At 59.5% G+C, this 24,147-nt stretch carries 27 protein-coding genes; 15 read left to right on the forward strand and 12 right to left on the reverse strand.

Annotated elements, in window-relative coordinates:
- Positions 1-64: 64 nt before the first annotated feature.
- The 7 genes from plsY to RA28_RS22745 form a co-directional block, all read right to left on the reverse strand.
- Positions 65-673: a glycerol-3-phosphate 1-O-acyltransferase PlsY gene (gene plsY, locus RA28_RS01390; protein WP_039522919.1), complete on the reverse strand. Its 609-nt coding sequence runs from the start codon at positions 671-673 to the stop codon at positions 65-67.
- Positions 673-1,953, reverse strand: a complete 1,281-nt coding sequence (gene pyrC / locus RA28_RS01395; protein ID WP_039522922.1) for a dihydroorotase — start codon at positions 1,951-1,953, stop codon at positions 673-675. The genes plsY and pyrC overlap by 1 nt, the downstream gene beginning before the upstream one ends.
- Positions 1,950-2,492: a hypothetical protein gene (locus tag RA28_RS01400; protein ID WP_039522925.1), complete on the reverse strand. Its 543-nt coding sequence runs from the start codon at positions 2,490-2,492 to the stop codon at positions 1,950-1,952. Before RA28_RS01400 ends, pyrC begins: the two co-directional genes overlap by 4 nt.
- Complete coding sequence (locus RA28_RS01405) at positions 2,492-2,875, reverse strand: hypothetical protein (protein WP_039522926.1); 384 nt, start codon at positions 2,873-2,875, stop codon at positions 2,492-2,494. The genes RA28_RS01400 and RA28_RS01405 overlap by 1 nt, the downstream gene beginning before the upstream one ends.
- A complete protein-coding gene (locus RA28_RS01410) occupies positions 2,860-3,378 on the reverse strand; it encodes a hypothetical protein (RefSeq protein ID WP_039522929.1) in 519 nt (172 codons plus the stop codon). The genes RA28_RS01405 and RA28_RS01410 overlap by 16 nt, the downstream gene beginning before the upstream one ends.
- Positions 3,375-4,310, reverse strand: coding sequence for an aspartate carbamoyltransferase catalytic subunit (locus RA28_RS01415; protein ID WP_039522932.1), 936 nt, complete (start codon positions 4,308-4,310; stop codon positions 3,375-3,377). The genes RA28_RS01410 and RA28_RS01415 overlap by 4 nt, the downstream gene beginning before the upstream one ends.
- A 289-nt stretch (positions 4,311-4,599) precedes the next feature.
- A complete protein-coding gene (locus RA28_RS22745; RefSeq protein ID WP_193747337.1) occupies positions 4,600-4,908 on the reverse strand; it encodes a hypothetical protein in 309 nt (102 codons plus the stop codon).
- A gap of 163 nt (positions 4,909-5,071) precedes the next feature.
- Here RA28_RS22745 and RA28_RS01425 point away from each other — a divergent pair, with 163 nt between their 5' ends.
- From RA28_RS01425 to RA28_RS01450, 6 genes are all read left to right on the forward strand, one after another.
- Positions 5,072-5,839: a uracil-DNA glycosylase gene (locus RA28_RS01425; protein WP_039522937.1), complete on the forward strand. Its 768-nt coding sequence runs from the start codon at positions 5,072-5,074 to the stop codon at positions 5,837-5,839.
- Positions 5,836-6,435 carry a metallophosphoesterase family protein gene (locus tag RA28_RS01430; protein ID WP_039522939.1) on the forward strand — a complete coding sequence of 200 codons (600 nt, stop codon included), beginning with the start codon at positions 5,836-5,838 and terminating at the stop codon, positions 6,433-6,435. The genes RA28_RS01425 and RA28_RS01430 overlap by 4 nt, the downstream gene beginning before the upstream one ends.
- Complete coding sequence (locus RA28_RS01435; RefSeq protein WP_039522943.1) at positions 6,432-7,052, forward strand: LysE family translocator; 621 nt, start codon at positions 6,432-6,434, stop codon at positions 7,050-7,052. Before RA28_RS01430 ends, RA28_RS01435 begins: the two co-directional genes overlap by 4 nt.
- A gap of 6 nt (positions 7,053-7,058) precedes the next feature.
- Positions 7,059-7,601, forward strand: a complete 543-nt coding sequence (moaB, locus tag RA28_RS01440; protein ID WP_039522946.1) for a molybdenum cofactor biosynthesis protein B — start codon at positions 7,059-7,061, stop codon at positions 7,599-7,601.
- A gap of 106 nt (positions 7,602-7,707) precedes the next feature.
- A complete protein-coding gene (locus RA28_RS01445) occupies positions 7,708-9,162 on the forward strand; it encodes an efflux RND transporter periplasmic adaptor subunit (RefSeq protein WP_039522948.1) in 1,455 nt (484 codons plus the stop codon).
- Between the two features lie 5 nt (positions 9,163-9,167).
- On the forward strand, positions 9,168-12,569 hold the full coding sequence (locus RA28_RS01450) for an efflux RND transporter permease subunit (RefSeq protein ID WP_039522950.1): 3,402 nt from the start codon (positions 9,168-9,170) through the stop codon (positions 12,567-12,569).
- Here the strand turns inward: RA28_RS01450 and RA28_RS01455 are convergent.
- Together RA28_RS01455 and RA28_RS01460 are read right to left on the reverse strand one after the other, a co-directional pair.
- Positions 12,536-12,985 (reverse strand): NUDIX hydrolase, encoded by a 450-nt coding sequence (locus RA28_RS01455; protein WP_039522952.1) that lies wholly within the window; start codon positions 12,983-12,985, stop codon positions 12,536-12,538. The two genes, RA28_RS01450 and RA28_RS01455, sit on opposite strands and share 34 nt — an antisense overlap.
- A 4-nt stretch (positions 12,986-12,989) precedes the next feature.
- Complete coding sequence (locus RA28_RS01460; RefSeq protein WP_039522954.1) at positions 12,990-13,802, reverse strand: protein-disulfide reductase DsbD domain-containing protein; 813 nt, start codon at positions 13,800-13,802, stop codon at positions 12,990-12,992.
- Positions 13,803-13,951: 149 nt separating this feature from the next.
- On the opposite strand from RA28_RS01460, the gene RA28_RS01465 reads away from it, so the two are divergent.
- Complete coding sequence (locus tag RA28_RS01465; RefSeq protein WP_039522956.1) at positions 13,952-14,506, forward strand: YqgE/AlgH family protein; 555 nt, start codon at positions 13,952-13,954, stop codon at positions 14,504-14,506.
- Here the strand turns inward: RA28_RS01465 and RA28_RS01470 are convergent.
- Positions 14,503-15,450, reverse strand: a complete 948-nt coding sequence (locus RA28_RS01470; RefSeq protein ID WP_039522957.1) for an L-threonylcarbamoyladenylate synthase — start codon at positions 15,448-15,450, stop codon at positions 14,503-14,505. The two genes, RA28_RS01465 and RA28_RS01470, sit on opposite strands and share 4 nt — an antisense overlap.
- A gap of 135 nt (positions 15,451-15,585) precedes the next feature.
- Here RA28_RS01470 and RA28_RS01475 point away from each other — a divergent pair, with 135 nt between their 5' ends.
- The 7 genes from RA28_RS01475 (at position 15,586) to RA28_RS01505 (ending at position 22,093) form a co-directional block, all read left to right on the forward strand.
- Positions 15,586-17,289 (forward strand): acyl-CoA dehydrogenase, encoded by a 1,704-nt coding sequence (locus RA28_RS01475; protein WP_039522960.1) that lies wholly within the window; start codon positions 15,586-15,588, stop codon positions 17,287-17,289.
- Positions 17,289-18,335 (forward strand): MBL fold metallo-hydrolase, encoded by a 1,047-nt coding sequence (locus RA28_RS01480; protein ID WP_039522962.1) that lies wholly within the window; start codon positions 17,289-17,291, stop codon positions 18,333-18,335. The genes RA28_RS01475 and RA28_RS01480 overlap by 1 nt, the downstream gene beginning before the upstream one ends.
- A gap of 5 nt (positions 18,336-18,340) precedes the next feature.
- Complete coding sequence (locus RA28_RS01485) at positions 18,341-18,793, forward strand: DUF6173 family protein (protein WP_039522965.1); 453 nt, start codon at positions 18,341-18,343, stop codon at positions 18,791-18,793.
- 64 nt (positions 18,794-18,857) lie between these two features.
- A complete protein-coding gene (locus RA28_RS01490; protein ID WP_039522967.1) occupies positions 18,858-20,696 on the forward strand; it encodes a glycerophosphodiester phosphodiesterase in 1,839 nt (612 codons plus the stop codon).
- Positions 20,683-21,237: a hypothetical protein gene (locus tag RA28_RS01495; RefSeq protein ID WP_052261230.1), complete on the forward strand. Its 555-nt coding sequence runs from the start codon at positions 20,683-20,685 to the stop codon at positions 21,235-21,237. The genes RA28_RS01490 and RA28_RS01495 overlap by 14 nt, the downstream gene beginning before the upstream one ends.
- A 67-nt stretch (positions 21,238-21,304) precedes the next feature.
- Positions 21,305-21,439, forward strand: coding sequence for an aa3-type cytochrome c oxidase subunit IV (locus RA28_RS01500; protein WP_039522971.1), 135 nt, complete (start codon positions 21,305-21,307; stop codon positions 21,437-21,439).
- 21 nt (positions 21,440-21,460) lie between these two features.
- The gene (locus RA28_RS01505) at positions 21,461-22,093 is read left to right on the forward strand and encodes a hypothetical protein (RefSeq protein WP_039522974.1); all 633 of its coding nucleotides are present in this window, start codon (positions 21,461-21,463) and stop codon (positions 22,091-22,093) included.
- Here the strand turns inward: RA28_RS01505 and RA28_RS01510 are convergent.
- Together RA28_RS01510 and RA28_RS01515 are read right to left on the reverse strand one after the other, a co-directional pair.
- On the reverse strand, positions 22,082-22,414 hold the full coding sequence (locus RA28_RS01510; protein WP_039522977.1) for an AzlD domain-containing protein: 333 nt from the start codon (positions 22,412-22,414) through the stop codon (positions 22,082-22,084). The two genes, RA28_RS01505 and RA28_RS01510, sit on opposite strands and share 12 nt — an antisense overlap.
- On the reverse strand, positions 22,411-23,121 hold the full coding sequence (locus RA28_RS01515; RefSeq protein WP_039522982.1) for an AzlC family ABC transporter permease: 711 nt from the start codon (positions 23,119-23,121) through the stop codon (positions 22,411-22,413). Before RA28_RS01515 ends, RA28_RS01510 begins: the two co-directional genes overlap by 4 nt.
- Here RA28_RS01515 and RA28_RS01520 point away from each other — a divergent pair.
- Entirely contained in the window at positions 23,120-24,061 is a 942-nt protein-coding gene (locus RA28_RS01520) for a formate dehydrogenase accessory sulfurtransferase FdhD (protein WP_152611986.1), read from the forward strand. The two genes, RA28_RS01515 and RA28_RS01520, sit on opposite strands and share 2 nt — an antisense overlap.
- Positions 24,062-24,147 lie beyond the last annotated feature (86 nt).

Genomic DNA, 24,147 nt, shown 5'->3' on the forward strand with positions numbered 1-24,147 from the left:
CTGTGCAAACGCGCACTTCGTCACGGTGCTTGCCAGCTCACCTAGACCCCAGGCTTTCGCAGGCTCAGGACTTGGAGCCGATCCGCGGTTCCGTGCCAGCTTTGATGCGCGAGATGTTCTCGGAATGCCGCCAATAGACCAGCAGGGTCAGGACGATGCCAAGGCCAAAGGTCGAGCCACTTGTCAGGACCATGACCCAGGTAGTCGACAAGGCAGCAGCGGCCAATGCGCCGACGGATGAGATGCGCCAGATTGCGGCAGCAACCAGCCATGTCAGGCAGCAGGCGACACCGACGCGCCAGTCCAGCGCAAGCCACAAACCCAGAAAAGTCGCGACACCCTTGCCGCCTTTGAATCCCAGCCAGACGGGAAAACAGTGGCCCAGAAAGGCCATCAACGCAGCGATCTGTGCAGCACCTTCACCGGCCAGCGCGCGGGCCAGCAGGACCGCGACGACGCCCTTTCCGCCGTCCATCAACACCGTCAGGGCGGCGGCGGTCTTGTTACCGGTGCGCAATACGTTCGTGGCACCAATGTTGCCCGACCCAATCTCGCGCAAATTGCCCAGACCCATGACTTTTGCAATCACAATGCCAAATGGGATCGAACCCATGAGATACCCAAGAACGGCCCAAAGGATGAGCTGCATGATAGAGCTGTCAAAGGGTGGCATCAGGGTCTCCGGTAGACGTCTTGTCCCGCAACGAAAGTTGCGCTGACCTTACCCTGCATACGCTGGCCGTCAAATGGTGTGTTCTGCGATTTAGACTTTAGCGTAAAGCGGTCCAGAACAAACGGAGCGTCCGGATCGAAGAGCACCAGATCTGCGGGCGCACCGACCGACAGCCGACCACAGTCCAAACCCAACCGCTTGGCCGGATTCAAAGCCATCGCGCGGAACAGGGTCTGCAGATCCACTTGCTCCGCATGGTAAAGCCGGAGCGCGGCTGGCAGCAGCGTCTCAAGCGCGACCGCGCCCGAGGCCGCCTCTTCAAACGGCAGGCGTTTGCTTTCTTCGTCTTGTGGGGTGTGCATGGAACTGATCGTGTCGATCAATCCGGTTCGGACCGCCTCGATCACCGCTTGCCGATCCGCTTCGGATCGCAGCGGCGGTTTGACCTTGAAGAAGGTGCGGTAATCCGCGACGTCCAATTCGTTCAATGTCAGGTGGTGGATCGATGTCCCGGCAGTGATGTCCAACCCGTTCCGCTTGGCCCGTTCAAGCGCGGGCAGGGCGCGGGCCGTGGTGATCTGATCGGCGTGATAGGCGGCGCCGGTCATTTCCAGCAGCGCGATGTCACGATCCAGCCCCATCCGCTCGGCCATCGGCGATACGGCAGGAAGGCCGCGCAGCGCCGCAAACTTGCCACTTGTCGCGGCGGCCCCCGCACTCAGGCCGGGCTCCTGCGGGTGGGCAATCACAAGCGCGCCGCAGGACTTTGCATAAGTCAGGGCGCGCGAAAACACCTTAGTGTTGGTGACGACATGATCGCAGTCGGTAAAGGCAACGGCTCCGGCGTCCTGCAGGAACCCGATCTCGGTCATCTCGCGTCCTTCGCGTCCCTTGGTCAGGGCGGCCATAGGCAGCACGTTCACCGGCGCATCCGCCTGCGCCCGGCGCGTCGCAAATTCCAGAGTTTCCGGCGTGTCGACGGCAGGCAGCGTATCGGGACGGGTGACAATCGTGGTCACGCCGCCAGCGGCTGCGGCGAGGCCCGCGGATTTGTAACTTTCCTTGTGCCGCTCACCCGGTTCGCAAACCTTGACGCCAATATCAACGATACCGGGGGCCAGACATTGCCCGCCACAGTCAATAACCTGCGCGTTTTGTACCGGCGCATCTCCAATATCGCGTTCGGCTATCCTGCCGTCAACGACCTGCAACCAGCCGGTGCTGTCCGTGCCGGCCTCGGGGTCGATCAGGCGCGCATTGGTGAAAACAACAGCGTTCATGTGTCAGCACTCCGATCAGCGCTTTGCAGCTGGATATTCCTTATCTTTCTATAAACGGCCTTTCCATCGGCGATACGCTCAAAACCGATGGGTCTTGTTTTGACCGAACCTTTTGTTTGCATGGTCTCTGACGCAAAGAATACACTGGCTGGTGATCCGTCGATCAACCTGAGGTCTGCATCTTCGTTTATTACGTAAGAGGCGAGCCTCTTTCCCAGCAATGGAAGATCGGTTGCGATGAAGGCGCGGCGGTCGCTCAACGTGTACCACGTGCGGTTGCGCTTAAATGAGTCCCAGAACAGAGCGTGCAGAATAATCCCTACGCCCACAGAAAAGTGCAAAAGCCCGAACATCCAGAACCCACCGCCGCCCTTTGCGGCTTGGGTCATCCAAAACAAGGCGAACGAGGCAAAAAAGAGCCCAAAAATCCCCTCGAATATGCGGAATGGATGCGGCGCAAAGCCGGCGTCGGGGCGCCCCTGCCAAATAACTTGCTCGCCGGGATCTAAAATTTGGTCCCATGCATCGTTGGATTTCATCAAATGGCCCTTTCAATTGCGGCTTTGGTGGCGGCTGGGTCCGCCTGGTATTTGATCAGGTGCTTGTCGCCGCTTTTGGTGACGATCTGAACAAAGCTGCCAATCGTGTTGACCGCTTCGATCTGGTTCAGCGCGACCTTGCGCGGGCCGGGGCCGGTCAGGGCGGTTTCTGACATTTCCCAACTGGCTGTCAGTTCCTCAGAGGCCAGGTACCACGCGCGGATACCGATCGCGGCCAATCCGGCCGGTGCGCCGGTCCAGACATAAGAGTTTCCGATCAACCACAGCACCACCATCGCGCCCGCCATCGCCAAGGCGGCCAGCCACGCATTTGTGCGGATATACGCGCCTTTGTCCGGGGTAAAGATTACAGGATCAGCCACAGAATGCCTCCGATAACGATCAGGACCAGCACCGCAACCAGAGATGAGCCGACGCGGCGCGGTGTGTCATCGTCCGGCAGGGTTTGCAGGGCCGAAAAGGGCTTGGCGCTTTCGGTTTTGATCCTGCCACCGGTCCAGTTGGTTGCCTCTTCGGTGAACAACCCGATCAGATGCAATCTGGGGTCGGGTGACAGTGTTGCTGCGCGACCTCCAAAAGCGGCGCTGCGCACGACCATGACCCAGCCTTCCACAGCCTCAAGCTTGGTTCGGTTCAATTGGTCCTCGGATACGCCGCAGCCCTCGTGGAGGTAGCCATAAAGCCCAAGATCGTCGAGGTCGGCTACTGGGAAAATGTCGATTTGTTCGGGGTCCAGACCTTCGACGCCCAGCACCTGATCGACCGCGCCGGGCTCGCGCAGAAACATTGCCTCTTCGGGGCGCATGTCCAGCGCAAACAGGCGGATCACGCCGCGTTCGTGGGGGGCGACGATCAGATCACTCATGCGGCCTCGCTCAGGTTGCGGGCAAGCAATTCCATCGCGGCCATGCGTACGGCGACGCCCATCTCGACCTGTTCCTGAATGACGGATCGGTTGATATCGTCCGCCAACGTCCCGTCAATCTCAACGCCTCGGTTCATTGGACCGGGATGCATCACGATGGCATCGGACTTGGCCAAGGCCAACTTAGCCGCATCCAACCCGTAGCGATGATAATACTCGCGCTCCGAGGGGATGAACCCGCCATCCATGCGTTCTTTCTGAAGACGCAACATCATGACGACATCCACGTCTTTCAGGCCTTCATTCATGTCGTCGTAGATCTCGGCCCCGAATTCCGCAAACTGCGCAGGCACCAGTGTCGGTGGGCCGACAAGGCGAATACGGTTTTCCATCTTGCCCAACAGGATCAGGTTCGAGCGCGCGACGCGAGAGTGCGCCACATCTCCGCAGATCGCGATGTTCAGACGGTGCAGGCGGCCCTTGGCCCGGCGGATGGTCAGCGCGTCCAGCAGGGCCTGCGTGGGGTGTTCGTGCCGACCGTCTCCGGCGTTCAGCACGGCGCAGTTGACCTTTTGCGCCAACAGATCGACCGCTCCGGAATGCGGGTGCCGCACCACCAAAAGATCGGGATGCATCGCGTTCAGCGTCATGGCGGTATCGATCAGCGTCTCGCCCTTTTTGATCGAACTGGCCTGCATCGCCATGTTCATCACATCCGCGCCCAGCCGTTTGCCCGCCAATTCAAAACTGGCCTGTGTGCGGGTCGAGTTTTCAAAGAACATGTTGATCTGGGTCAGCCCGGACAGCACATCCGAGTGCTTGGAAGACCGGCGGTTCAGGTCGACATACTTTTCAGCCAGATCGAGGATAGCGGTGATATCGGATTGCGACAGATGCTCGATGCCAAGAAGGTGACGATGGGCGAAACGCATGGGCGGGCTCCTGTCTGACAATCGGCCTGCTTATAGAAAGCCGCGCGGGCTGAGGCAACCTAAGGTTCGGTTTCCTCGGGCAGTTTCTCGCACCCGCCTTCTGGCAGGCATCGCTCGCCGGGTTTGCACCATTTGCCGTATCCGCAGTCAATTGCTTTGACAGGCACGCACCCTTGTTGATCAGAACATTTGAAACCAGGTCTGCATTGCGATCCGGTTTCTTCGCACAAAAACCACCCCGGGCGTGAGCATCCGCCGCCCGGCAAGCAAGTCGACCCGCGTCCGCAGGTCAATCCATCGTCACAGGTGGCTGGTGGCGATGGGTCGAAATCCGGCGTCGTCCGTTCGCATTCGCCGCGCGCGTTGCAAAAGCTGCCGCCGGGACAGTCAAGGCGCGAGGTGCACTTGTTGGCGCCGATTGGTGCACACCGCGTCCCACCCGCCACACATCTTTCGAACGGGCCGCAGGACCTGCCGCCGCCGCAATAGGTACCGCCGGGTCGAATGCAATGACCATCAAAGCTGCACCTCTGGCCGACAGAACAGCAGCGACTTCCACATTGGAACTGGCCACCTCTGCACTGACCCGGACGGTCATGGAAGGTAGCAACAGCAGGCCCGCCCAAAGTTGCGGCAAGCATTAGCCCGATCAGAAGGAATCGCAGGATCAACAGCATGAATGCGACCATCGTCGGTGCGCCTGTCTTGCAAGACAAGGTCTATTCGCTTTCCCTCAGCCCTCAGGCGAGTAAATTGAACCCATGGAATCGGGTTTGGACTTTCATACTGCGCGCGTGCTGCTTGAATGGCAGATTGAACTTGGCGCAACCGAGGCAATCGGGGATGTGCCGGTCGATCGATATGCTTTGCCGGAAACGACCCCGAAACCGAAGAAACCCGTCGCCGCCCCTGAAACCCACACCAAGCCCGCGTCCATGGACCCGGTCGCTGTGGCGAAGCAGGCCGCAAAATCTGCGAGTTCGCTGCCAGAGTTGCGCGCAGCGATGGACGCTTTCGACTTGTGCGACCTGAAGCGGGGTGCACGCCAGTTGGTATTTGCCGATGGAACGCCGGGTGCGCGCGTCATGATTATCGGTGAAGCGCCGGGACGAGATGAAGACCGCGAAGGCAAGCCTTTTGTCGGTCGCGCGGGGCAATTGCTGGACAAGATGTTGGCGGCGATTAGCCTGAGTCGGGCGGAAAACGTTTATATTACCAATGTGTTGCCGTGGCGACCGCCGCAAAACCGTGACCCGAAACCCGAAGAAATCGGGATGATGAAGCCATTCCTTGACCGCCATGTGGCGTTGGCCAAGCCGGATGTTCTGGTGGTCATGGGGAATATCAGTTGTCAGGCCGTATTGGGCAAACGCGGGATCACGCGGCTACGCGGGAAATGGGATCAGGCCCTGGATCTGCCTGTTCTTCCGATGTTCCACCCCGCCTACCTGCTGCGGCAACCGCAGATGAAACGGCAGGCGTGGGCGGATTTGCTTGAACTCAAGGCACGGTTGAGGGAGCGCGGATGAAGGTTCTGGCATTTTCGGACCTGCATATGGCGCGCAGCCGGGCGGCTGATCTGGTCGCTGCCAGCGCCGAGGCCGATCTGGTCATCGGAGCCGGGGATTACTGCAATATGAGGCAGGGACTGGGCGACGCGATGGCGATGCTGTCTGGCATAGCGGCGCCCTTGGTTCTGGTTCCGGGTAATGCCGAAAGCGCGGAAGAACTCGTGGATGCAGCCCCGCATGGGGTCCATGTCCTGCATGGTGCTGGAATGACAATTGACGGGGTGCGCGTTTTTGGCTTGGGCTATGGGGTTCCATCCACGCCCTTTGGTGATTGGTCGTGCGATTTGTCCGAGCCTGAGGCCGCTGAGCTATTGGATCGATGCGAGGTTGCGGACATCCTTATCGTGCATTCTCCGCCCAAAGGGCATGGCGATACCACGTCGCAAGGGTTATCCGTTGGCTCGACCGCCGTGCGGGACGCGGTGGAGAGAATCCAACCAACACTGGTGGTTTGTGGTCATATCCACGACAGTTGGGGATATCGCGGGGCGATCGGGCGAACGCAGGTTGCGAACCTGGGGCCAAAACCCAATTGGTTCGAGGTTGGCGGATGATCGAAACCGTGACGCTATTGGCCTTTTTCCCGGCGGCCATGGCGCTGAACCTCACGCCCGGGGGCGACATGATGTTCTGCTTTGGACAAGGGCTGCGGTCGGGCCCCAAACCAGCGATTGCCGCAAGTGCAGGAATTTCAATCGGATCGATGGCGCATGTTCTGCTGGCGGGTTTGGGGCTGGGCGCGGTCGTTGCGACCTTGCCTTGGCTGTTCGATGTGATCCGATGGGTCGGCGTCGCCTATATGCTCTACCTCACATGGAGCGCGATCCAAAACGGAACGGTTTCGCGGGACGCGCCAGTGCGCCCGACACATTGGGCATTTCGCGACGGGATGCTTGTGAACCTAACAAACCCCAAGGTCATCCTGTTCGTTCTTGCGTTCATTCCACAATTTGTAAACCCGGCTCAGGGCTCGGTCCTGCTTCAATTCCTGACACTTGGCGCGATCATCGCCATTGGCGGGTTTTTCGTGAATGCGATGGTGGGTATCTTTGCCGGCGGTGCAGGTCGGGTTCTGGTAGGAAACCCGCGTGCATCACGCACTCTTGGCTGGATCTCAGGCGGTATCTTTGCCGCTTTGGCGGTACGGCTTGCCATTCTGGAAAGGGCCTGACGCCGCATGTCACGCATAGACGAAAGTTTGGAATTCATCCCGGTCCGCATCGCTGTTCTGACCGTGTCGGACACACGCTCGCTTGAGGATGATCGCTCGGGTCAGACACTGGTCGACCGGATCGAAAGCGCCGGGCATGTGCTGGCAGATCGTCAGATCATACCTGACGAACGGAACGAGATTGCGTCTCAGCTGCGGCTTTGGGTTGCCGACCCCCGGATCGATGTCGTGATCTCGACAGGCGGCACCGGACTGACGGGTCGCGATGTGACTGTCGAGGCGCACCGGGATGTATACGAAAAGGAAATCGACGCGTTCGGCACCGTGTTCACCATTGTTTCGATGCAAAAGATCGGAACATCGGCGGTACAGTCCCGTGCCACGGGCGGCGTGGCGGGAGGAACTTATCTGTTCGCGTTGCCCGGCAGCCCCGGAGCCTGCAAAGACGCATGGGACGCGATCCTGGAAAAGCAGTTCGACTATCGCCACCGCCCCTGCAATTTCGTGGAAATAATGCCAAGATTGGACGAAAATCTGCGACGGAAGTAGACTGCGTGTACGTTAAACACTTCGTAAACGCTTTGTGGCTTGGCAATTTTTGCTGCCCGACTACCATTTGTATCAGGCAGCGACTGCGACCGGAGTTATAGAATATATGCGATTTCTGAGGCAAAGCCTTGTCGGCGTTTTCCTTGCGTTTGTGACGCTCGGCTTGTTGCTTGTGGCCGCCCAGATGATCTCGGGCGCGGTGCAGGATGTGCTGAACCGCGAAACCGCGCCCCCGTCCGCGCGCGAACGCGTGTTCGCTGTAACAGTTCGCACGGCTGAGCCCGAGACGGTCACGCCATACCTTGAAGCCTTCGGTCAGGTTCAAAGCCGGCGCCGTCTGGAATTGCGCGCTGCATTGGGCGGGCGCGTCGTCTCTCTGTCCGAGGATTTCGAAGATGGCGGTTCGGTGACAGCGGGTGAGTTGCTGGTCGAACTTGACCCCGCCGACGCCCAATCTGCACTGGACCGCGCCAAGTCCGACCTGCTGGATGCCCAGTTTGAAGAGCGCGATGCCGAACGATCCCTGTTGCTGGCGCAGGACGAGTTGAGGTCTGCCGAAGCGCAGGCAGAGTTGCGCGAACGCGCGTTGCAGCGCCAGCAGGACCTGCAGTCACGCGGTGTTGGCGCAGCTGCGAGTGTGGAAGAGGCAGAACTGGCCGCCACATCTGCGCAGCAGGCAGTCCTGTCCAGCCGGATTGCGCTGGCGCAGGCCGAGTCGCGTGTTGATCAAGCCACGACATTGCTGTCGCGTGCCCGGATCGCTCTCGATGGGGCCGAGCGGGATCTGGACGACATGACCATCCACGCAAGGTTTGCGGGCACACTGACAGAAGTGACACTGGTCGAAGGCCGCCTTGTTTCGGCGAACGAAAAACTGGCGGAGCTCGTCGATCCGAGTGCTTTGGAAGTCGCCTTTCGCGTGTCCACGGCGCAGTACGTAAGATTATTGGATGACGACGGGGAACTGATTGACGCACCGGTGACCGTGTCGCTGGAGGTGACCGGAGCGGATTTGACCGCAAGGGGACGCATCAGCCGTGACAGCGGTTCTGCGGGAGAGGGCCAGACCGGGCGACTGGTTTACGCGCGGCTGGATGATGCACCGGGATTCAAGCCTGGCGATTTCGTGACGGTCACGGTTGAAGAACAGCCTTTGGACAACGTTGTGCGCCTGCCGTCCTCGGTTCTGGACGCGACGGGCAGCGTCCTGGTTTTGGGTGCAGATGACAGGCTGGAACCTCTGCCGGTGCAGCTCGTGCGCCGTCAGGGGGACGAGGTGTTGCTGCGAGGCGAAGGCCTGGAAGGGCGCGAGGTGGTCATTGGCCGGACACCTTTGTTGGGTTCCGGCGTGCGCGTCCGCCCGCTGCGGCTTGAGGCGAATGCCGACGCGGTGCCGGATATGGTTGAACTGACTGAAGAACAACGCGCCCGGTTGGTGGCACAGGTCGAGGCCAGCAGCCGCATGCCCCAAGCCGTGAAGGACCGGGTTCTCGGGCAACTCAGCGAAGCCAGCGTTCCAGCCGCTCTGGTGCAACGGCTTGAAAGCCGAGCCGGAGGCTAGGGCCAATGATGCGCGACATTCCCGGCGCAGCGGGCGGCATCCTCAGTTACTTCACACGTCACCGAACTGTGGCAAACCTGCTGTTACTGGTGATGCTGGTCCTTGGCGCGGCTGCGATCCCGAACATGCGGGCGCAGTTTTTTCCTGATGTCATCCTTGAACGCGTTGATGTGAATGTCGCTTGGGATGGGGCCGGTCCCGAAGACGTCGACAATGGTATCGTACAACTTCTGGAACCTGCTTTGCTGGCCGTAGAGGGCGTGGCCAGTACAGACGCAACCTCGCGCGAGGGGTCGGCCCGTATTCGGCTGGAGTTCGAGCCGAATTGGGATATGTCCCGTGCTGTGGAAGAAGTCAGGACCGCCGTTGACGGCGTGAACGACCTGCCCGAAGATTCCGAAGAACCCACGATCCAGCGCGGTGCTTGGCGCGACCGCGTGACAGATGTCGTCATTACCGGCCCGATCGAGGCCGAGCAATTGGCCAAGTTTACCGACGAACTGATCAGCCGGCTGTTTGCGGTGGGCGTGACCCGGACGACCATCCGCGGTCTGGCGGCGCCGCGCGTTGTGGTCGAGGTTCCGACGGTTCAATTGATCGCAAATGACATCACGATGTCCGAGATCGCCTCGGCCATCGCCGCAGAGGTCACGGCCAGCCCGGCAGGCGATGTCACTGGCGCCAACGCCCGCATTCGCACCGGAGTCGAAAAGCGTACACCAGAGGAGATTGAAGGCATCGCCCTGCGTACCTTCGAGGATGGGTCGAAACTGGTCGTGGGCGACGTCGCTGAAATCCGTGTCGAAGGCGTCACCCGCAATCGCAGCTATTACGTTGGTGACGACCCTGCCATGTCTGTGCGGGTCGACCGTTCGAACCTTGGTGACGCGATTGAGATCCAGCGCACGGTCGAGGATGTCGTCGTCGAAATGCAGGCCAGTGTGCCGGAAGGCATCACGATTGAGCTGATCCGGACCCGGGCGCAAGCGATTACGGATCGTCTGGATATTCTGGTCGACAACGGGCTTGTCGGGCTCGGCTTGGTCGTCTGCCTATTGTTCCTGTTCCTGAACGCGCGGATCGCCTTTTGGGTTGCCGCTGGCATTCCGGTGGCCATGTCCGCTGCCATTGCGCTGATGTACCTGGGCGGGCTGTCGATAAACATGGTGTCGCTCTTTGGTCTGATCATCACGCTGGGCATTGTCGTGGATGACGCCATCGTTGTGGGTGAGCACGCAGATTTTCGCGCCCGCCGATTGGGCGAAGCTCCGATGGTGGCCGCCGAGCGGGCCGCCCGGCGTATGGCGATGCCGGTATTTGCGGCAACAGTAACCACGGTGATCGCCTTTTTTGGACTTACGCTTGTTGGCGGGCGTTTTGGGGAACTGATCAAGGATATTCCCTATACGGTGATTGCAGTGCTGATCGCCTCGTTGATCGAGTGCTTTCTTATCCTGCCGAACCATATGGCCCATGCCATTGCACATTCCGCCAAGGAACACTGGTATGACTTGCCCAATCGCGTTGTGAACAGGGGCTTTCGTTGGGTGCGCGATCATCTGTTCCGGCCGCTGGTCGCTTGGGTCGTCTGGGCGCGGTATGTGGTCGTTGCCGTCATGGTGGTTATCCTCGCCAGCCAAATCGCGCTGTTTATTCGCGGCGATGTGAATTGGCGGTTCTTCAACGCGCCCGAACGCGGCTCGGTCACCGGCAACTTCATCATGGTCGAAGGCGCAACCCGTGCCGATACGCTGGAAATGATGCGGATGTTGCAGCGGGCGACGGAAGAACTGGGTGAGATTTACGAAGAGCGTCACGGCCGCAATCCCATCGATTACGTTCTGGCCGAGGTTGGCGGCTCTGCCGGTTTTGGCCTGTCTGCCGCGGATGGCAAGGATGACGATCTGCTGGGCGGTATTTCCATCGAGCTGATCGACGCGGACCTGCGGCCCTATTCCAGTTTTGAGTTTGTAGGTGAGTTGCAGGACTTCGTGCCGCGCCATCCGAAGGTGGAGTTGCTGAGTTTCCGTGGCTGGCGGTCTGGCCCGGGCGGAGACGCAATTGACGTCCAGTTCTACGGCGCGGACGTGAACACACTCAAATCCGCCTCAGAAGAGTTGCAGACCGAGCTGTCGAAGTACCCCGAGGTTTCTGCGCTTGAGGACAATCTGGCCTATGACAAGGAAGAATTCATTCTGGACCTCACCGCTCAGGGTCAGGCGCTGGGCTTCCGGATCGAGACACTTGGGCGCGTCCTGCGGGATCGTCTGAACGGGATCGAGGCCGCAACCTTCCCGGACGGCCCGCGCAGCGCCGAAATCCGGGTTGAATTGCCCGAGGGCGAATTGACCGCAGATTTCCTTGAGCGCACGTTGATGCGCACGCCGAACGGGGTTTATGTGCCATTGGCCGACATTGTTTCGGTCGAGCGCAAGTCCGGCTTCTCGACCGTCCGGCGCGAAAATGGTCTGCGCGTGATTTCGGTGAATGGCGACATATCCGAAGATGACCCAACCCGCGCTGCCGAGATCGAGCGCGCCATGCGGGAAGAAATCCTGCCTGACATCGCCGCCGAAAAACAAGTTGAATGGCGCATGGCGGGCCTGAGCGAGCAAGAGGACGAATTCCTGTCCGAGGCTCGGACCGGGCTGATCCTGTGCCTGACCGGGATCTATTTGGTCCTGGCCTGGGTTTTCGCAAGCTGGACACGCCCGTTGGTTGTAATGGCGATTATTCCCTTCGGATTGGTCGGGGCAATCTGGGGGCACTACATCTGGGAGGTACCGCTGAGCATGTTCACGGTCGTCGGTCTTTTGGGGATGACCGGGATCATCATCAACGACTCGATTGTCTTGGTGACGACAATTGACGGGTATCAACAGGAACGCGGGCTTTTGCCCTCGATCGTCGAAGGCACCGCCGACCGGCTGCGACCGGTAATGCTGACAACACTCACGACTGTTCTGGGGCTCACGCCGCTGCTCTACGAAGGGTCGCAGCAGGCGCAATTCCTTAAACCGACGGTAATTACACTGGTCTATGGCCTTGGTTTTGGGATGTTGCTGGTTCTTTTGCTGGTTCCGGCGCTCCTTGCCATTTTGAATGACGTATCGCGTCCCATCACGGCGATGCGACGTGCCTTGAAAGCACCGGACCGCGTGGTGAAGGGTTCCGTGACAATCACCAGCGCCGTGTTGGCCGCGTGGCTCGCAGTTTGCATGATTTGGCCGGCTGTTACCGGAGCGCCGATGGCGGTGCTGGCCGGATTCTATCCCGGAGAGGACGGGTTGGCCATTCTGCGCATGGGCTTCGGCCTTTTCGCAGCCGGGGCTGCCGTCATTCTTGCCTTGAGTGTTCTGGTTTCCGGATTGCTTTACGGACGCTTGTCCGGACGCGCGGCTGGTTGATCGACGCGCATGGCGCGGGCCAAAAGGTCGGGCACGCGCGCGCTCATTGGCAAGGCGCCGTCCAGAATTTGTTGCATCGGAAACCAGCGGGCATCCTGCGCATCATCGGCGGCAACCGGCGTACCCGACTGATACCGGCACATCACGCCAACCAAAAGATAATGTGTCTGTACCCGACCTTGCGCGTCGTGTTTCAGCAGATCCAGATTGTCGATATAGACGTCCGGTTGCGCGGTCACGCCGGTTTCTTCCAACAATTCACGCGCCGCGGCTTCGCGAACGGTTTCGCCCCATTCGACGTGACCGCCGGGAAACCCCCACAACCCGGCATCGGGTTGTTTGCTGCGCTGAACCAGCAAAACGCGATTTTCATGCAGCACAACGGCCAAAGCGCCGATCTTCGGGGTGGGGCTCATCTTGCTAGCCTGCGGTGCACCCAATGATGTCTACAGCATGATCGGCGCCAAGCACCGTGATCCGTACCTCGGACCGATCCAGAGCGAACGGGCCGCCGGTGGCGCTGATTACCTCGGACCGCGCAATCAACGTGCTCCCCTGCCGCGTGGTGTCGGCCTGCGAAGCCCAAAGCATCGGATTTCCCGGCTCGATCACGGCGATCTCGGCGCCGCCCGCCGACGGCATTTTGATATGTGCCTCGATCTGCATTCCGTCGTCGGTCGGCTTCAAGCGGCATTCGGTTTCAGCCACACCTGCCTCGCGCGCAGAAAACGGACGCTGGGCAAGAGCTGCCGCGATCGCCGGATTGCGCCCGGCCTGAGAATCCAGTGTATGATCGAAACCCAGACGTCCCGGAACGCACACATCCTTGCAGACACCCAAATCCATCTCACCTCGCAGGCGAACGGGTTTTGCCGGGTTCTTGGGCGTAATCTCGACCGGCAGCACGAGTTGATCTGCGTATCCGATGGATTGCAGACCGTTCTGGTCAAACACGCTGGGCGCGGGCCATATGATCTTGATGTCACCGACATTGCCGGATCCGGCCCAGTTGAACTGAGGCGGGATGCCAGCATCACCCGGCGCACGCCAGTAGGTTTTCCATCCGTCTTTCAGTGTCAGCCGCAAGGCACCCTGATACGTGCCCTTCGCGGTTCGCCCGCCGTCCAGAATGTCCAGCTGAACAAGCTGATCAACGCCCTGCGCAGCGCTGGGCGAGGTCAGACACAGACCGGCGGCTAGCGCGGCGGCTGCCTTTTTTCGGATACACATCATGGTCTGTAAAATGCGCTTTGCAGACCGGATTGCCAAGTCACGTTCAGGTCACTTTGGTGAAATCTTCCGGAATTCCGGCTGACGCCTTGCCATTCCCCGCCTTCCGGGGCCATTGTTGCAGGGGAAGCTGAGACAAGAGACTCCTTCACATGGACCTGACCGGAAAATTGCTGATTGCCATGCCTGGAATGGGCGACCCGCGTTTCGAGCACTCGGTAGTGTATATCTGCAGCCATGCGGACGATGGTGCGATGGGGCTGATTGTGAACAAGCCGTCGGATTTGCGGATAAAAACCTTGTTGGAGCAGCTCAATATCCCGTGCCCCATTCCCGTTGTAGGTGAGCGTTTGGTCCACTTTGGTGGTCCGGTCGAGATGTCACGGGGTTTTGTTCTGCACTCTTCGGATTACGAAGCGAATCTGCACTCAATGCAGATCAGCACCGATTTCAGCATGACGGCCACGCTGGACGTGCTGGAAGATTTGGCCTCGGGTACAGGACCGCTGAATGCCATGGTCGCACTGGGTTATGCGGGCTGGGGGCCGGATCAGCTTGAGGATGAGATCGCGATGAATGGCTGGTTGACCACGGATGCTAGCCCCAAACTGGTATACGATCTGCCGGATGACGAGAAATGGGAGGCCGCTTTGGCAACCTTGGGCGTTGATCCGCTGAGCTTGTCGGCAAGCGCAGGTCGGGCCTAGTCGCGCGGCGCAGCGGCTCGCTTGAGTCGGTCGTTGATTGCGACACCCAAACCGTCGTTTGGGATCGGGCTAACGGCAATCGGGCGACCGGTTTTGTCCAAATCATGCAGTGCCGCGAACAGGTTTGCCGCCGCTTCATTCAGATTGCCATCAACCGACAAGTTGTAATCGCAGCCGACCGCGCCAAAACCCAACAGTAGTTCGTCGCCCTGTCTGGTCTGCGCATTCAATCGAACAGACGACTCGGGCGCGTAATGTGATTGCAGTTGACCGGGGGCTGTCAGAAGGTCGCCAGACTGGTGCAGATGCAACCGGGAGCCCAGAACATCTTCAATCGCTTGCAATTCCACGCCGCCGGGTCGCAACAACGTCGGCGTACCGGCAAGTCCAACGATGGTTGATTCAAGCCCGACGCCGCAGGGGCCATCATCCAGAACCGCGGCGATGCGGCCGTCCAGACCCGCGCGCACATGGGCAGCTGTTGTGGGGCTGATCCGTCCGGACGGATTGGCCGAAGGTGCCGCGACCGGCCCATCAAGCGCCTCGAGCAATGCCTGCGCCGTCGGGTGGGCCGGAACCCGAACCGCAAGCGTCTCAAGACCCGCTGTAACCAGAGACGATACACCATGCCCATCGCGCAGGGGCAGCACCAGCGTCAGCGGACCCGGCCAGAACGCGTTTGCCAAAACTTCGGCCTGATCCGACCATTGCACGTATCGTTGGGCGGCTTTGACCGAACCGACATGCGCAATCAGCGGGTTGAAGCTCGGCCGACCCTTGGCAGCGTAGATGGCCGCCACGGCTTCGCCATTGCGGGCATCACCGCCCAGCCCGTAGACAGTCTCGGTCGGGAAGGCGACCAGCAATCCCCGGCGCAAAAGATCAGCGGCCTTTGCCAGCCCGTTTGGATCGGCGGACAGGTACTGAGTGTGACAAGGGATCATAGGTCGTGACGCCGCGTTTTGGTTGATTGCAACATTGGGACAGGTAGGTAATCGTGCCAACGCACATGAATACCGGCGTGGCTTGCGAATTCCAAGCCCGCACGCGAATTCCGACAGACAAGCCCGAGGGAAGCCATGCCATATCGCGCCCCAATCTCCGACTATCAGTTTCTTCTGGATAAAGTGGTGGGTTTCGATCAGATCGCCGCGACCGAGATGTTCTCGGAAGCCAGCGCCGATGTGGTCGGCGCAATCCTGTCAGAAGCGGGCAAGATGTGCGAGGAAGTGCTGGCACCCCTTCAGCGCCCCGGTGACCTGGAGCCTGCTCGGATGGAAAATGGCATCCTGCGCACTTCACCCGGTTATGCGGACGGGTGGAACGCGATTGCCGAAGGCGGCTGGATCGGCATGAGCGGTGACCCCGAATACGGCGGCATGGGCCTTCCCATGACTGTGACGACAGCCGTGAACGAGATGATGAGCGCGGCATGCCTGTCCCTGCAACTGGCGCCCCTGATGACCCAAGGCCAGATCGAGGCACTGGAGCATCACGCCAGCGATGAGCTGAAAGATCTCTACCTGCCCAAGATGATGGCAGGCGATTGGTCGGGCACCATGAACCTGACCGAACCGCAGGCGGGGTCAGATGTGGGGGCGCTCACCTCAAAGGCAGAGCCAAACGGAGACGGCACCTATGCGGTGACCGGACAAAAAATATACATTTCGTGGGGTGATAACGACTTTTGCGAAAACGTGTGCCACCTGGTTCTGGCGCGTTTGCCGGACGGTGTACCGGGGACCAAGGGGATTTCTCTGTTTCTGGTGCCAAAGTATATTCCGGATGAGAATGGCAATCCTGGCGTCGCCAACGATCTGAAGGTGGTCTCGCTTGAACACAAGATGGGCCTGCACGGCTCGCCCACCTGCGTTATGCAATATGATGGCGCAAAAGGCTGGCTTGTCGGTGAAGAACACGGCGGTATGGCGGCCATGTTCACGATGATGAACAACGCGCGTTTGGGTGTTGGCGGTCAAGGCGTCGGAGCAGCCGAAGGCGCATATCAGCACGCGTTGACCTATGCGCTGGAGCGTAAGCAGGGCAAGACGCCCTCGGGCACGATCATTGACCATGCCGACGTGCGCCGAATGCTGATGGAGATGCGCGCCGACGTGTTTGCCGCAAGGGCAATCCTGTTGGCCAATGCCGCGGCGATCGACATGGCGCAGGCCACCGGTAATCCCGAATGGGCAGCGCGTGCGGCTTTGTTGACACCGATCGGAAAGGCGTTCGGAACGCAGACAGGTATGCGCGTCGCTGAAACCGGCGTTCAGGTCCACGGCGGCATGGGTTTCATCGAGGAAACCGGTGCGGCCCAGTTCTATCGCGATGTCCGGGTAACGGCGATCTACGAAGGTACCAACGGCATTCAGGCGATGGACCTTGTCGGGCGCAAGATGATGGATGGCGGTGATGCCGCCTCGAGCCTTTTGGATGAGATCGAAGACCAGGCCGAGCGTGCCCGCGCCACGTTGCCGGAACTGGCCGGCCCGGTGTGGGAGGCGACGGAGTCCCTTCGCGAAGCTACCGAATGGCTGGTGGCGCAAGGCGACATGAACGATCGGTTTGCTGGTGCCGTACCGTATCTGCATGCCTTTGCGCGGGTTCTGGGCGGGCACTATCACTTGTCAGCAGCTTTGGCCGACCCGGATGGGCCGCGCGCCAAACTGGCGCGGTTCTACATCAACGCATTGCTGCCGGAACATGCGGGACTTCTGGCGCAGGCGCAGAACGGCGCTGACGATCTCTATGCGCTCAGTGCGGAGGAGATGGCAGCCTGATGGACGGTGATGCGTCGCAGACTATTCGCTATCCGTGGGGGCAACCACCCGCACCCGGAGAGCATATTGAAATTGCCGAAGGGATCTTGTGGATACGGTTGCCGCTGCCCATGGCGCTGGACCATGTGAATGTCTATGCGTTGGATGACGGCGACGGTTGGACGCTCATCGACACGGGGCTGTCATCGAAAAAGACGCGGGCGATCTGGGATAGTCTGATGGCCGGGCCTTTATCCGGAAAACCGGTCAATCGGATTGTTGTGACCCATCACCATCCTGATCACGTGGGAAATGCGGGGTGGTTTCAGTCGGAACATGAGGCCGAGTTGGTAACAAGCCGAACGGCCTGGTTGTTTGCGCGGATGCTGACCCTGGATGAACAGGAAAACTGGCCGGAAGAAACGCTTCGTTTTTATCGAAGCGCGGGCATGTCCGCTGATGTTCTGGCGAAACGAATGGCAGAGAGGCCATTCAATTTTTCCGATGTCGTATACCCGATGCCGCTGGGATACACGCGCGTCAAACAAGGCGATGTGATCCGTATCGGTGGGCGAGACTGGGACGTGCACATGGGCAATGGACATGCCCCGGAACATGTCACGCTTTGGAGCCGCGATGACAATCTGGTTCTGAGCGGTGACCAGATTCTCAGCTCGATCAGCTCGAACCTTGGCGTCTACGCGACAGAGCCGATGGCCGATCCGGTTGCCGATTGGATGGAGTCGTGCGAACGTCTTTCGACGCTCGCTCGGCCAGAGCAATTGGTGTTGGGCGGACACAAGTTGCCCTTTACCGGATTGCCGGTTCGAATGCGGCAGCTGATCGAAAACCACCACGGGGCACTCGACCGTTTGCTGACTGAACTGGATAGGCCGAAATCTGCGTCAGAGTGTTTCGCGGCGCTGTTCAAACGTCAGATTGGCGATGGCGAGTATGGGCTTGCTTTGGTCGAAGCGGTTGCGCACCTCAATCATCTCTACCACATTGATGCTGTCACCCGGACGCGGCGCGCGGATGGGGCATGGGAGTATCAGCGCAAAGGGTAGATCAGATGCAGGATGAAATCGAAACCTCGGCCGAAGCCGCAGAAGCCGCAGCCTTGCCCCGCTGTTACGAGGTACACGCCAACTCCGCTGCCGACTCCGGCCCGAAACAACTGCCAAAACCCCTGCAACAGCCCGTCGAGACCAAAAGCCCGGCCCAATGGGCCTATGAGCGGCTGATTATGTACATCCAGAATTTTGAAAAGACTCTGGACGGCGATCAAGAAGTCGCAATGGGCTTTACCGGGGGTGACGCCGGGGTGATGCGGATCGAAGGAATGGGTTACTTTGATCCCGACATGGTCACCTTCTATGGCTCGGATGGGGCTGGGGGCCGCACGCAATTGGTGCAGCATGTCACCCAGTTGAACGTGATGCTGCGCGCCTTGCCCAAGCCCGTCGAAGACAAACCCGCAAATCGCATCGGCTTCCGGTTGGCGGCGGACTTGGAAGAAAGCTGACCACCTGACTTGCAATTCACGTCTGCGCAGCCTTGAATGAGTCTATCGTTCAGGAGGGCGCCGCGTGACCAATTTCTCAGCCGTTACAAATGCCTATGCGGGTGCGTGGGCGCGGCGTCGAATGTTCGTGCCGATCTATGTCGCGGTGCGCCTGCTGCTGATCGCGCTGATCGCACCCGGTGTGGCAGCGGCAGTCAACTTTGCCGTCTCACTATCTGATCAGACTGCATTGACCGATCAGGACATTGCGATGTTTTTGTTGTCGCCGTCAGGTTTTGTGGCGGCAATTGTTGTCCTAAGCCTGTTTCTGCTGGCCGAAGTGTTGGTCTTTGCCGTCATGGCCGGATCGCTGAGGATGGGCGAAAGCGACCCGTGGCGTGCGGGCGGATCGGCAATCCGACTGATAATTGCCCGTTTGCCTGCACTGTTCGGGTTTGCCGTGCGCCTGATCCTGCGCGTCCTTTTATTGGCGCTGCCCTTCGTGGTGGTGGCCGGGGTAATCGCTTGGTGGACGCTCACGGAATATGACATCAATTACTACCTGACGTTTCACCCGCCGGCGTTCTGGGTGGCCGTGATTCTGATCGGATTTGTTGTTCTGGCATTGGCCTGGGTTCTGATCCGCAGACTGTCCGGGTGGGCGTTGGGTCTCCATCTGGTCCTGTTCGAAGCAACGACACCTTCAGGTGCGTTTGCCGAAAGCCAAAACCGTATGCAGGGCAATCAAGGCCGCTTGAAGATCGAGCTTGCGATCTGGCTGTTGATCCGTATCGCCATTGCCACAGCGATTGGCACGGTGGCCGGGCTTCTTTTTGCGCTCGTGCCTTTGGAGGAAGGCGTAAACCTGCGGTTCGCGCTTATTCTCAGCCTGATCGTTGCCGCTATGTGGTCGCTTGCGGGGCTGGTGCTGGCGGCGTCGGCTTTGGGGGCGTTGGCTGTTGTTCTGGATGAATTCTTTGAGCCGAAGACCGATGCGTTGCCTCATCCTGAACCCGGAAATGTACGTACGCCGGTTCTGGTTACAGTGGCGGTAGCGGCGGCGGCCGTTTTGATCGGCCTTTGGTCCGGGCAAGAGCTGCTGAAACGAGTTCAGGCACCCGATCATGCGGATGTCATCGGTCATCGCGGGGCGGCGGCGCTTCGGCCAGAGAATACAATGGCATCCGTGGTCAAGGCGATCGAGGACGGTGCAGACTGGGTCGAGATTGACGTGCAGGAAACAGCGGATGGCGTTGTCATCATTGCCCATGACAGCGATTTCATGAAACTCGCGGGCGTCGACCTCAAGGTCTGGGACGCCACCATGGAAGATGTGGCCGAGATCGATATCGGCAGCTGGTTCGACGATGAATACGCCGCAGAGCGTGCGCCAACGCTTCACGATGTCCTGAGCGCGGCGAAGGGCAAGTCCAAGGTCATCATCGAACTTAAATACTATGGCCACGATGTAGACCTTGAAAACCGCGTTGCGGCCATCGTCGAAGAGCTGGATATGCAGGATGATATAGCGACCATGTCGCTGAAATACCCAGCCGTGCAAAAGATGAAAACCATCCGCCCCGATTGGCGTGCGGGTGTTCTTGCGGCCACGGCGGTCGGGGACCTGTCCGGGCTCGAGGGGGATTTCGTCGCCGTGAACGCCGCGACGGTTTCGCCCGGCCTGATCCGGCAGATCCATGACGCGGGCAAAGACATCTATGTCTGGACGGTCAACGATCCGCTGCAAATGTCAGCGATGGCCTCGATGGGTGTCGATGGTCTGATCACCGACCGCCCGGCGATGGCCCGCGAAGTTCTGCGCGTGCGGGCCGAGATGGGACCGGGCGAACGCCTGCTGCTGTGGCTGGCAACAACCTTTGGATTGTCGGTCGATACGCAAGAGATGCGCGATGCCAGCCCCTAAGTGGATCGCTGCGGCGATGTGCTTGACCTCTCCGGTCGCCGCGCAGGACCTCATGCGCGGGGTCGAAATGCCGGCACATCGTGCGCTGATGGCTGTCAAAGAAGACGCGCCTCTGACCGGGTTCGAAACCGACGGATGTTCGGGCGGGTTGTCGTCAAGCTGGCGATTGGTGGCGGATACGTTCCCCAAATTCAGCGCCCTGTACGAGGCGCACCCGCCGTGGGAAAACTGCTGCATTACCCATGACCGGGCCTACCACAACGCAGCGGGCGCACAAAACGCAGAAGACAGTTTTGACGCGCGTCTGGCAGCGGATGACGCGTTGCGTGCTTGTGTAAAGTCACATGGTGAAGATCATGCCCAAGATTACGCTGTGCGATATGATATGACACCTGACCAGATCCGCTCGGTTCATTCGATAACGGCAGAGGCCATGTTCATGGCCGTGCGCTTTGGTGGCGGCCCTTGCAGTGGGCTGCCTTGGCGCTGGGGTTTCGGCTATTCGGGGTGTACAATTTTCTCAGCGCCTGTGCGCGAATGACACCGTGACAGGCCAGAAAATTTCCAGTATCCAAACGTCAAACACGCGAATTGGGAATCTTTTAGACATGGCGGAACACAAGCACGGCGAAATGGACATCACCGTCCAAACCAAAACCTTCGACGGGTTCATCAAGTTCACCACATGGTGCGTGGTCGCGATCGCGTTCCTGTGCCTGTTCCTGGCGGTATTCGCGTCGTAAGCCGTTCTGAGGTCGGTCTCTGTGTTCAGGATTCTGATTGTCTGCCTTGTGGCAGCAACCGTTGCAGGATGCACCGGATCGCAACGCCCGCAGTCCGATCAGGCCGAAATCGTGGCCCGATCCTATCGTGATCCCGGCCCATCGACCCTTACGCTTTATACGATGATCAACACCCGCACCGGGTCCGGTGCGCATACCTCGCTGATGATTGGCGGCAGTGAGCGTGTGATTTTTGATCCCGCAGGGTCGTTTCGGGCGGATGTGGTGCCAATCAAGGATGATGTGCTTTACGGGATAACACCCGCGGTGGAGCGCGCGTATCGCAGTGCACATGCGCGGGAATCCCATTATGCGCGCATCCAGACCATTCAGGTTACCCCGCAACAGGCCGAGGTTGCCCTTCGCCTGGCTAAGCAGTCGGGGCCTGTCGCCGGGGCCTACTGCGCCAATTCCACGGCGCGTTTGTTGCAGCAGGTGCCCGGCTTCGAGCAGATCGATGTGACGTTTTTTCCGGTCAACCTGTCTGATCAGTTCGGACAGATCCCAGGGGTCATAACCTCGGAGTACCGCGAAAATGACGATGCCGACCTGCAAAAGGGACTGGCGCAGAACAACGCACGTCTGAACCAATTGGATGCGGTTTCAACCAACTAGGTACAGCAGGCCGTAAAGCGTGGCCGCGCCGCTGAACATTGCAGCCAAAACGTTTTTGGACCAGAGGCCGACGCCAAGCGTGACTGCGGCGGCGGCCATTCGTGGCACATCCGGTTGTCCTTCTGTTGCCGAGGGCCAAACAACCAAAGGTGCGATCAACGCGGGCACAATCGCCACTGCCGTATACCGCAGGTGTCGCAGCAACCAGGGTGGCATCGGCCGATCACCGACCAGACCGATGAAGGTGAACCGCAGGAGGTAGCTGCCCACCGCAAGACCGATGATGATGATCCATATGCTTGTTTGGTCGGGTTGGATCATGTCGTCCTCCGCGCCAGCATCAGCTCGGCCTGCGCCCCGGCAACCATCCCGGCCATACCCGCGATCAGAATGCCAAGGTTGTACGGTACCGCGACGGCTGGGAGGGAAACCAGGATGGCAACCAGCGCGGCCACCACGTGCGGCAGCGTGCGCATCATCGGTCCGATCAGCGCCAAAAAGGTGATTGGAAGGGCAAAGTCCAATGCCCAGCCGTCAGATATTTGTGCCCCCAGAATTGCGCCGAAATAGCTTGCCAGCAGCCAGGTCGGAGTGACCGGCGTGACCGAACCAAAGAAATAAGCCATGCGTTGCCGCAGGGTCATCGAGGGCTCTTTTTCGAACCTTACAATCGAGACCGCATATGAATTGTCCACAATCAAATAGGCCGCGCAGGCCCTTTGCCAGAGGGGTGCGGCCCCCAGATAGGGGGTCAGTGACGCAGAATACATTGCTACGCGCAGGTTAACGGCCAGCGCCGAAGCCAGGACGATTACAGTGGGTGCATTTTCCTGAAACAGCTGCAGTGCAGTGAACTGCGCCGCACCGGCAAATACAGCGGCGGAAAAGGCCATGATCTGACCGATGTTCAACCCGGCCTCGGACGCAAAGACGCCGAACAATGTTCCAAACGGCGTTGCCACCAGAATAAATGGCATCCCGTCGCGAAAACCCTTCCAGTAATATGACTTGGATATGGAGATTGCCATGGCTAAATCCTATGGTGACCTCCGCAGCAGTAGCGGTCTTGAGAGAGGGTTGCAATTGGTCACTGAACTGGACTTGTCAGACTATATTATCGCTCCGGACCCCGGCGCCGCTCGCCTGACCCGAGCGGTGGAAGGGGTTGACCAGAATGGCGAAATCAGCCGAATCTCTGTTGTCGAGGAACGCCCGCTGACGATTTTCCTGAATTCTCAGGAAATCGTTACGGCGATGACCATTGGTGATTACCCGGAATATTTGGCGCTCGGGTTTTTGCGCAATCAAGGCATGCTCAAACCAGACGATGAAATCACCCGTGTCGAATACGACGACGATCTGGAGACCGTTATTGTACGGACCCAACTTGAAACGTCCTATGAAGACAAGCTGAAGAAAAAGACCCGCACCAGCGGCTGCGCTGTCGGGACGGTCTTCGGGGACATGATGGAAGGGCTGGAAGACGTGCGTTTGCCTCAGGGTAGGGTTCGGACGTCATGGCTTTATGAACTGGCGTCCAAGATCAACAGAACTCCGTCATTGTACCTTGAGGCCGGGGCCATTCATGGCACCGTGCTGTGCCGTGAAAATCAGCCATTGGTTTATATGGAGGATGTCGGTCGCCACAACGCGGTCGACAAGATCGCGGGCTGGATGCTGTCCGAAGACGAAGAAGCCGCAGACAAGATCCTGTACACCACCGGTCGCCTGACCTCGGAGATGGTGATCAAAACCGCGATGATGGGCATCCCGGTTCTGGCTTCGCGATCCGGTTTTACCGCCTGGGGTGTAGAAATCGCGCGCGAGGTTGGTCTGACGCTCATCGGACGAATGCGCGGCCAAAGGTTCGTCTGCCTTGCCGGAGAAGATCGTTTGGTGCGCGATGTCGATCCGTCCAGCGTGCCGCTGGAGGACAAAAAACACCACCGCAAAAGTGCGGGGTCGTGACCGCCCCCTGTATGGGGCTGCGTCATTGTTGCGGTCAGAGCTGCTATTGGATTGATCGGCGCGTCAATAACTGGGAATGTGGCGTT

The organism is Ruegeria sp. ANG-S4 (assembly GCF_000814005.1).
Classification (GTDB): domain Bacteria; phylum Pseudomonadota; class Alphaproteobacteria; order Rhodobacterales; family Rhodobacteraceae; genus Ruegeria.

Excerpts from the sequence above, each read along its gene's own strand:
- RA28_RS01465 (WP_039522956.1), top strand. The coding sequence starts at position 13,952 with ATGGACCTGACCGGAAAATTGCTGATTGCCATGCCTGGAATGGGCGAC.
- RA28_RS01485 (WP_039522965.1), top strand. The coding sequence starts at position 18,341 with ATGCAGGATGAAATCGAAACCTCGGCCGAAGCCGCAGAAGCCGCAGCC.
- RA28_RS01470 (WP_039522957.1), bottom strand. The coding sequence starts at position 15,450 with ATGATCCCTTGTCACACTCAGTACCTGTCCGCCGATCCAAACGGGCTG.
- RA28_RS01500 (WP_039522971.1), top strand. The coding sequence starts at position 21,305 with ATGGCGGAACACAAGCACGGCGAAATGGACATCACCGTCCAAACCAAA.
- moaB (WP_039522946.1), top strand. The coding sequence starts at position 7,059 with ATGTCACGCATAGACGAAAGTTTGGAATTCATCCCGGTCCGCATCGCT.
- RA28_RS01450 (WP_039522950.1), top strand. The coding sequence starts at position 9,168 with ATGATGCGCGACATTCCCGGCGCAGCGGGCGGCATCCTCAGTTACTTC.
- RA28_RS01430 (WP_039522939.1), top strand. The coding sequence starts at position 5,836 with ATGAAGGTTCTGGCATTTTCGGACCTGCATATGGCGCGCAGCCGGGCG.
- RA28_RS01520 (WP_152611986.1), top strand. The coding sequence starts at position 23,120 with ATGGCTAAATCCTATGGTGACCTCCGCAGCAGTAGCGGTCTTGAGAGA.
- RA28_RS01425 (WP_039522937.1), top strand. The coding sequence starts at position 5,072 with ATGGAATCGGGTTTGGACTTTCATACTGCGCGCGTGCTGCTTGAATGG.
- RA28_RS01400 (WP_039522925.1), bottom strand. The coding sequence starts at position 2,492 with ATGAAATCCAACGATGCATGGGACCAAATTTTAGATCCCGGCGAGCAA.
- RA28_RS01475 (WP_039522960.1), top strand. The coding sequence starts at position 15,586 with ATGCCATATCGCGCCCCAATCTCCGACTATCAGTTTCTTCTGGATAAA.
- RA28_RS01495 (WP_052261230.1), top strand. The coding sequence starts at position 20,683 with ATGCCAGCCCCTAAGTGGATCGCTGCGGCGATGTGCTTGACCTCTCCG.
- plsY (WP_039522919.1), bottom strand. The coding sequence starts at position 673 with ATGCCACCCTTTGACAGCTCTATCATGCAGCTCATCCTTTGGGCCGTT.
- RA28_RS01445 (WP_039522948.1), top strand. The coding sequence starts at position 7,708 with ATGCGATTTCTGAGGCAAAGCCTTGTCGGCGTTTTCCTTGCGTTTGTG.
- RA28_RS01510 (WP_039522977.1), bottom strand. The coding sequence starts at position 22,414 with ATGATCCAACCCGACCAAACAAGCATATGGATCATCATCATCGGTCTT.
- pyrC (WP_039522922.1), bottom strand. The coding sequence starts at position 1,953 with ATGAACGCTGTTGTTTTCACCAATGCGCGCCTGATCGACCCCGAGGCC.
- RA28_RS01515 (WP_039522982.1), bottom strand. The coding sequence starts at position 23,121 with ATGGCAATCTCCATATCCAAGTCATATTACTGGAAGGGTTTTCGCGAC.
- RA28_RS01435 (WP_039522943.1), top strand. The coding sequence starts at position 6,432 with ATGATCGAAACCGTGACGCTATTGGCCTTTTTCCCGGCGGCCATGGCG.
- RA28_RS01480 (WP_039522962.1), top strand. The coding sequence starts at position 17,289 with ATGGACGGTGATGCGTCGCAGACTATTCGCTATCCGTGGGGGCAACCA.
- RA28_RS22745 (WP_193747337.1), bottom strand. The coding sequence starts at position 4,908 with ATGACCGTCCGGGTCAGTGCAGAGGTGGCCAGTTCCAATGTGGAAGTC.
- RA28_RS01460 (WP_039522954.1), bottom strand. The coding sequence starts at position 13,802 with ATGATGTGTATCCGAAAAAAGGCAGCCGCCGCGCTAGCCGCCGGTCTG.
- RA28_RS01455 (WP_039522952.1), bottom strand. The coding sequence starts at position 12,985 with ATGAGCCCCACCCCGAAGATCGGCGCTTTGGCCGTTGTGCTGCATGAA.
- RA28_RS01410 (WP_039522929.1), bottom strand. The coding sequence starts at position 3,378 with ATGAGTGATCTGATCGTCGCCCCCCACGAACGCGGCGTGATCCGCCTG.
- RA28_RS01415 (WP_039522932.1), bottom strand. The coding sequence starts at position 4,310 with ATGCGTTTCGCCCATCGTCACCTTCTTGGCATCGAGCATCTGTCGCAA.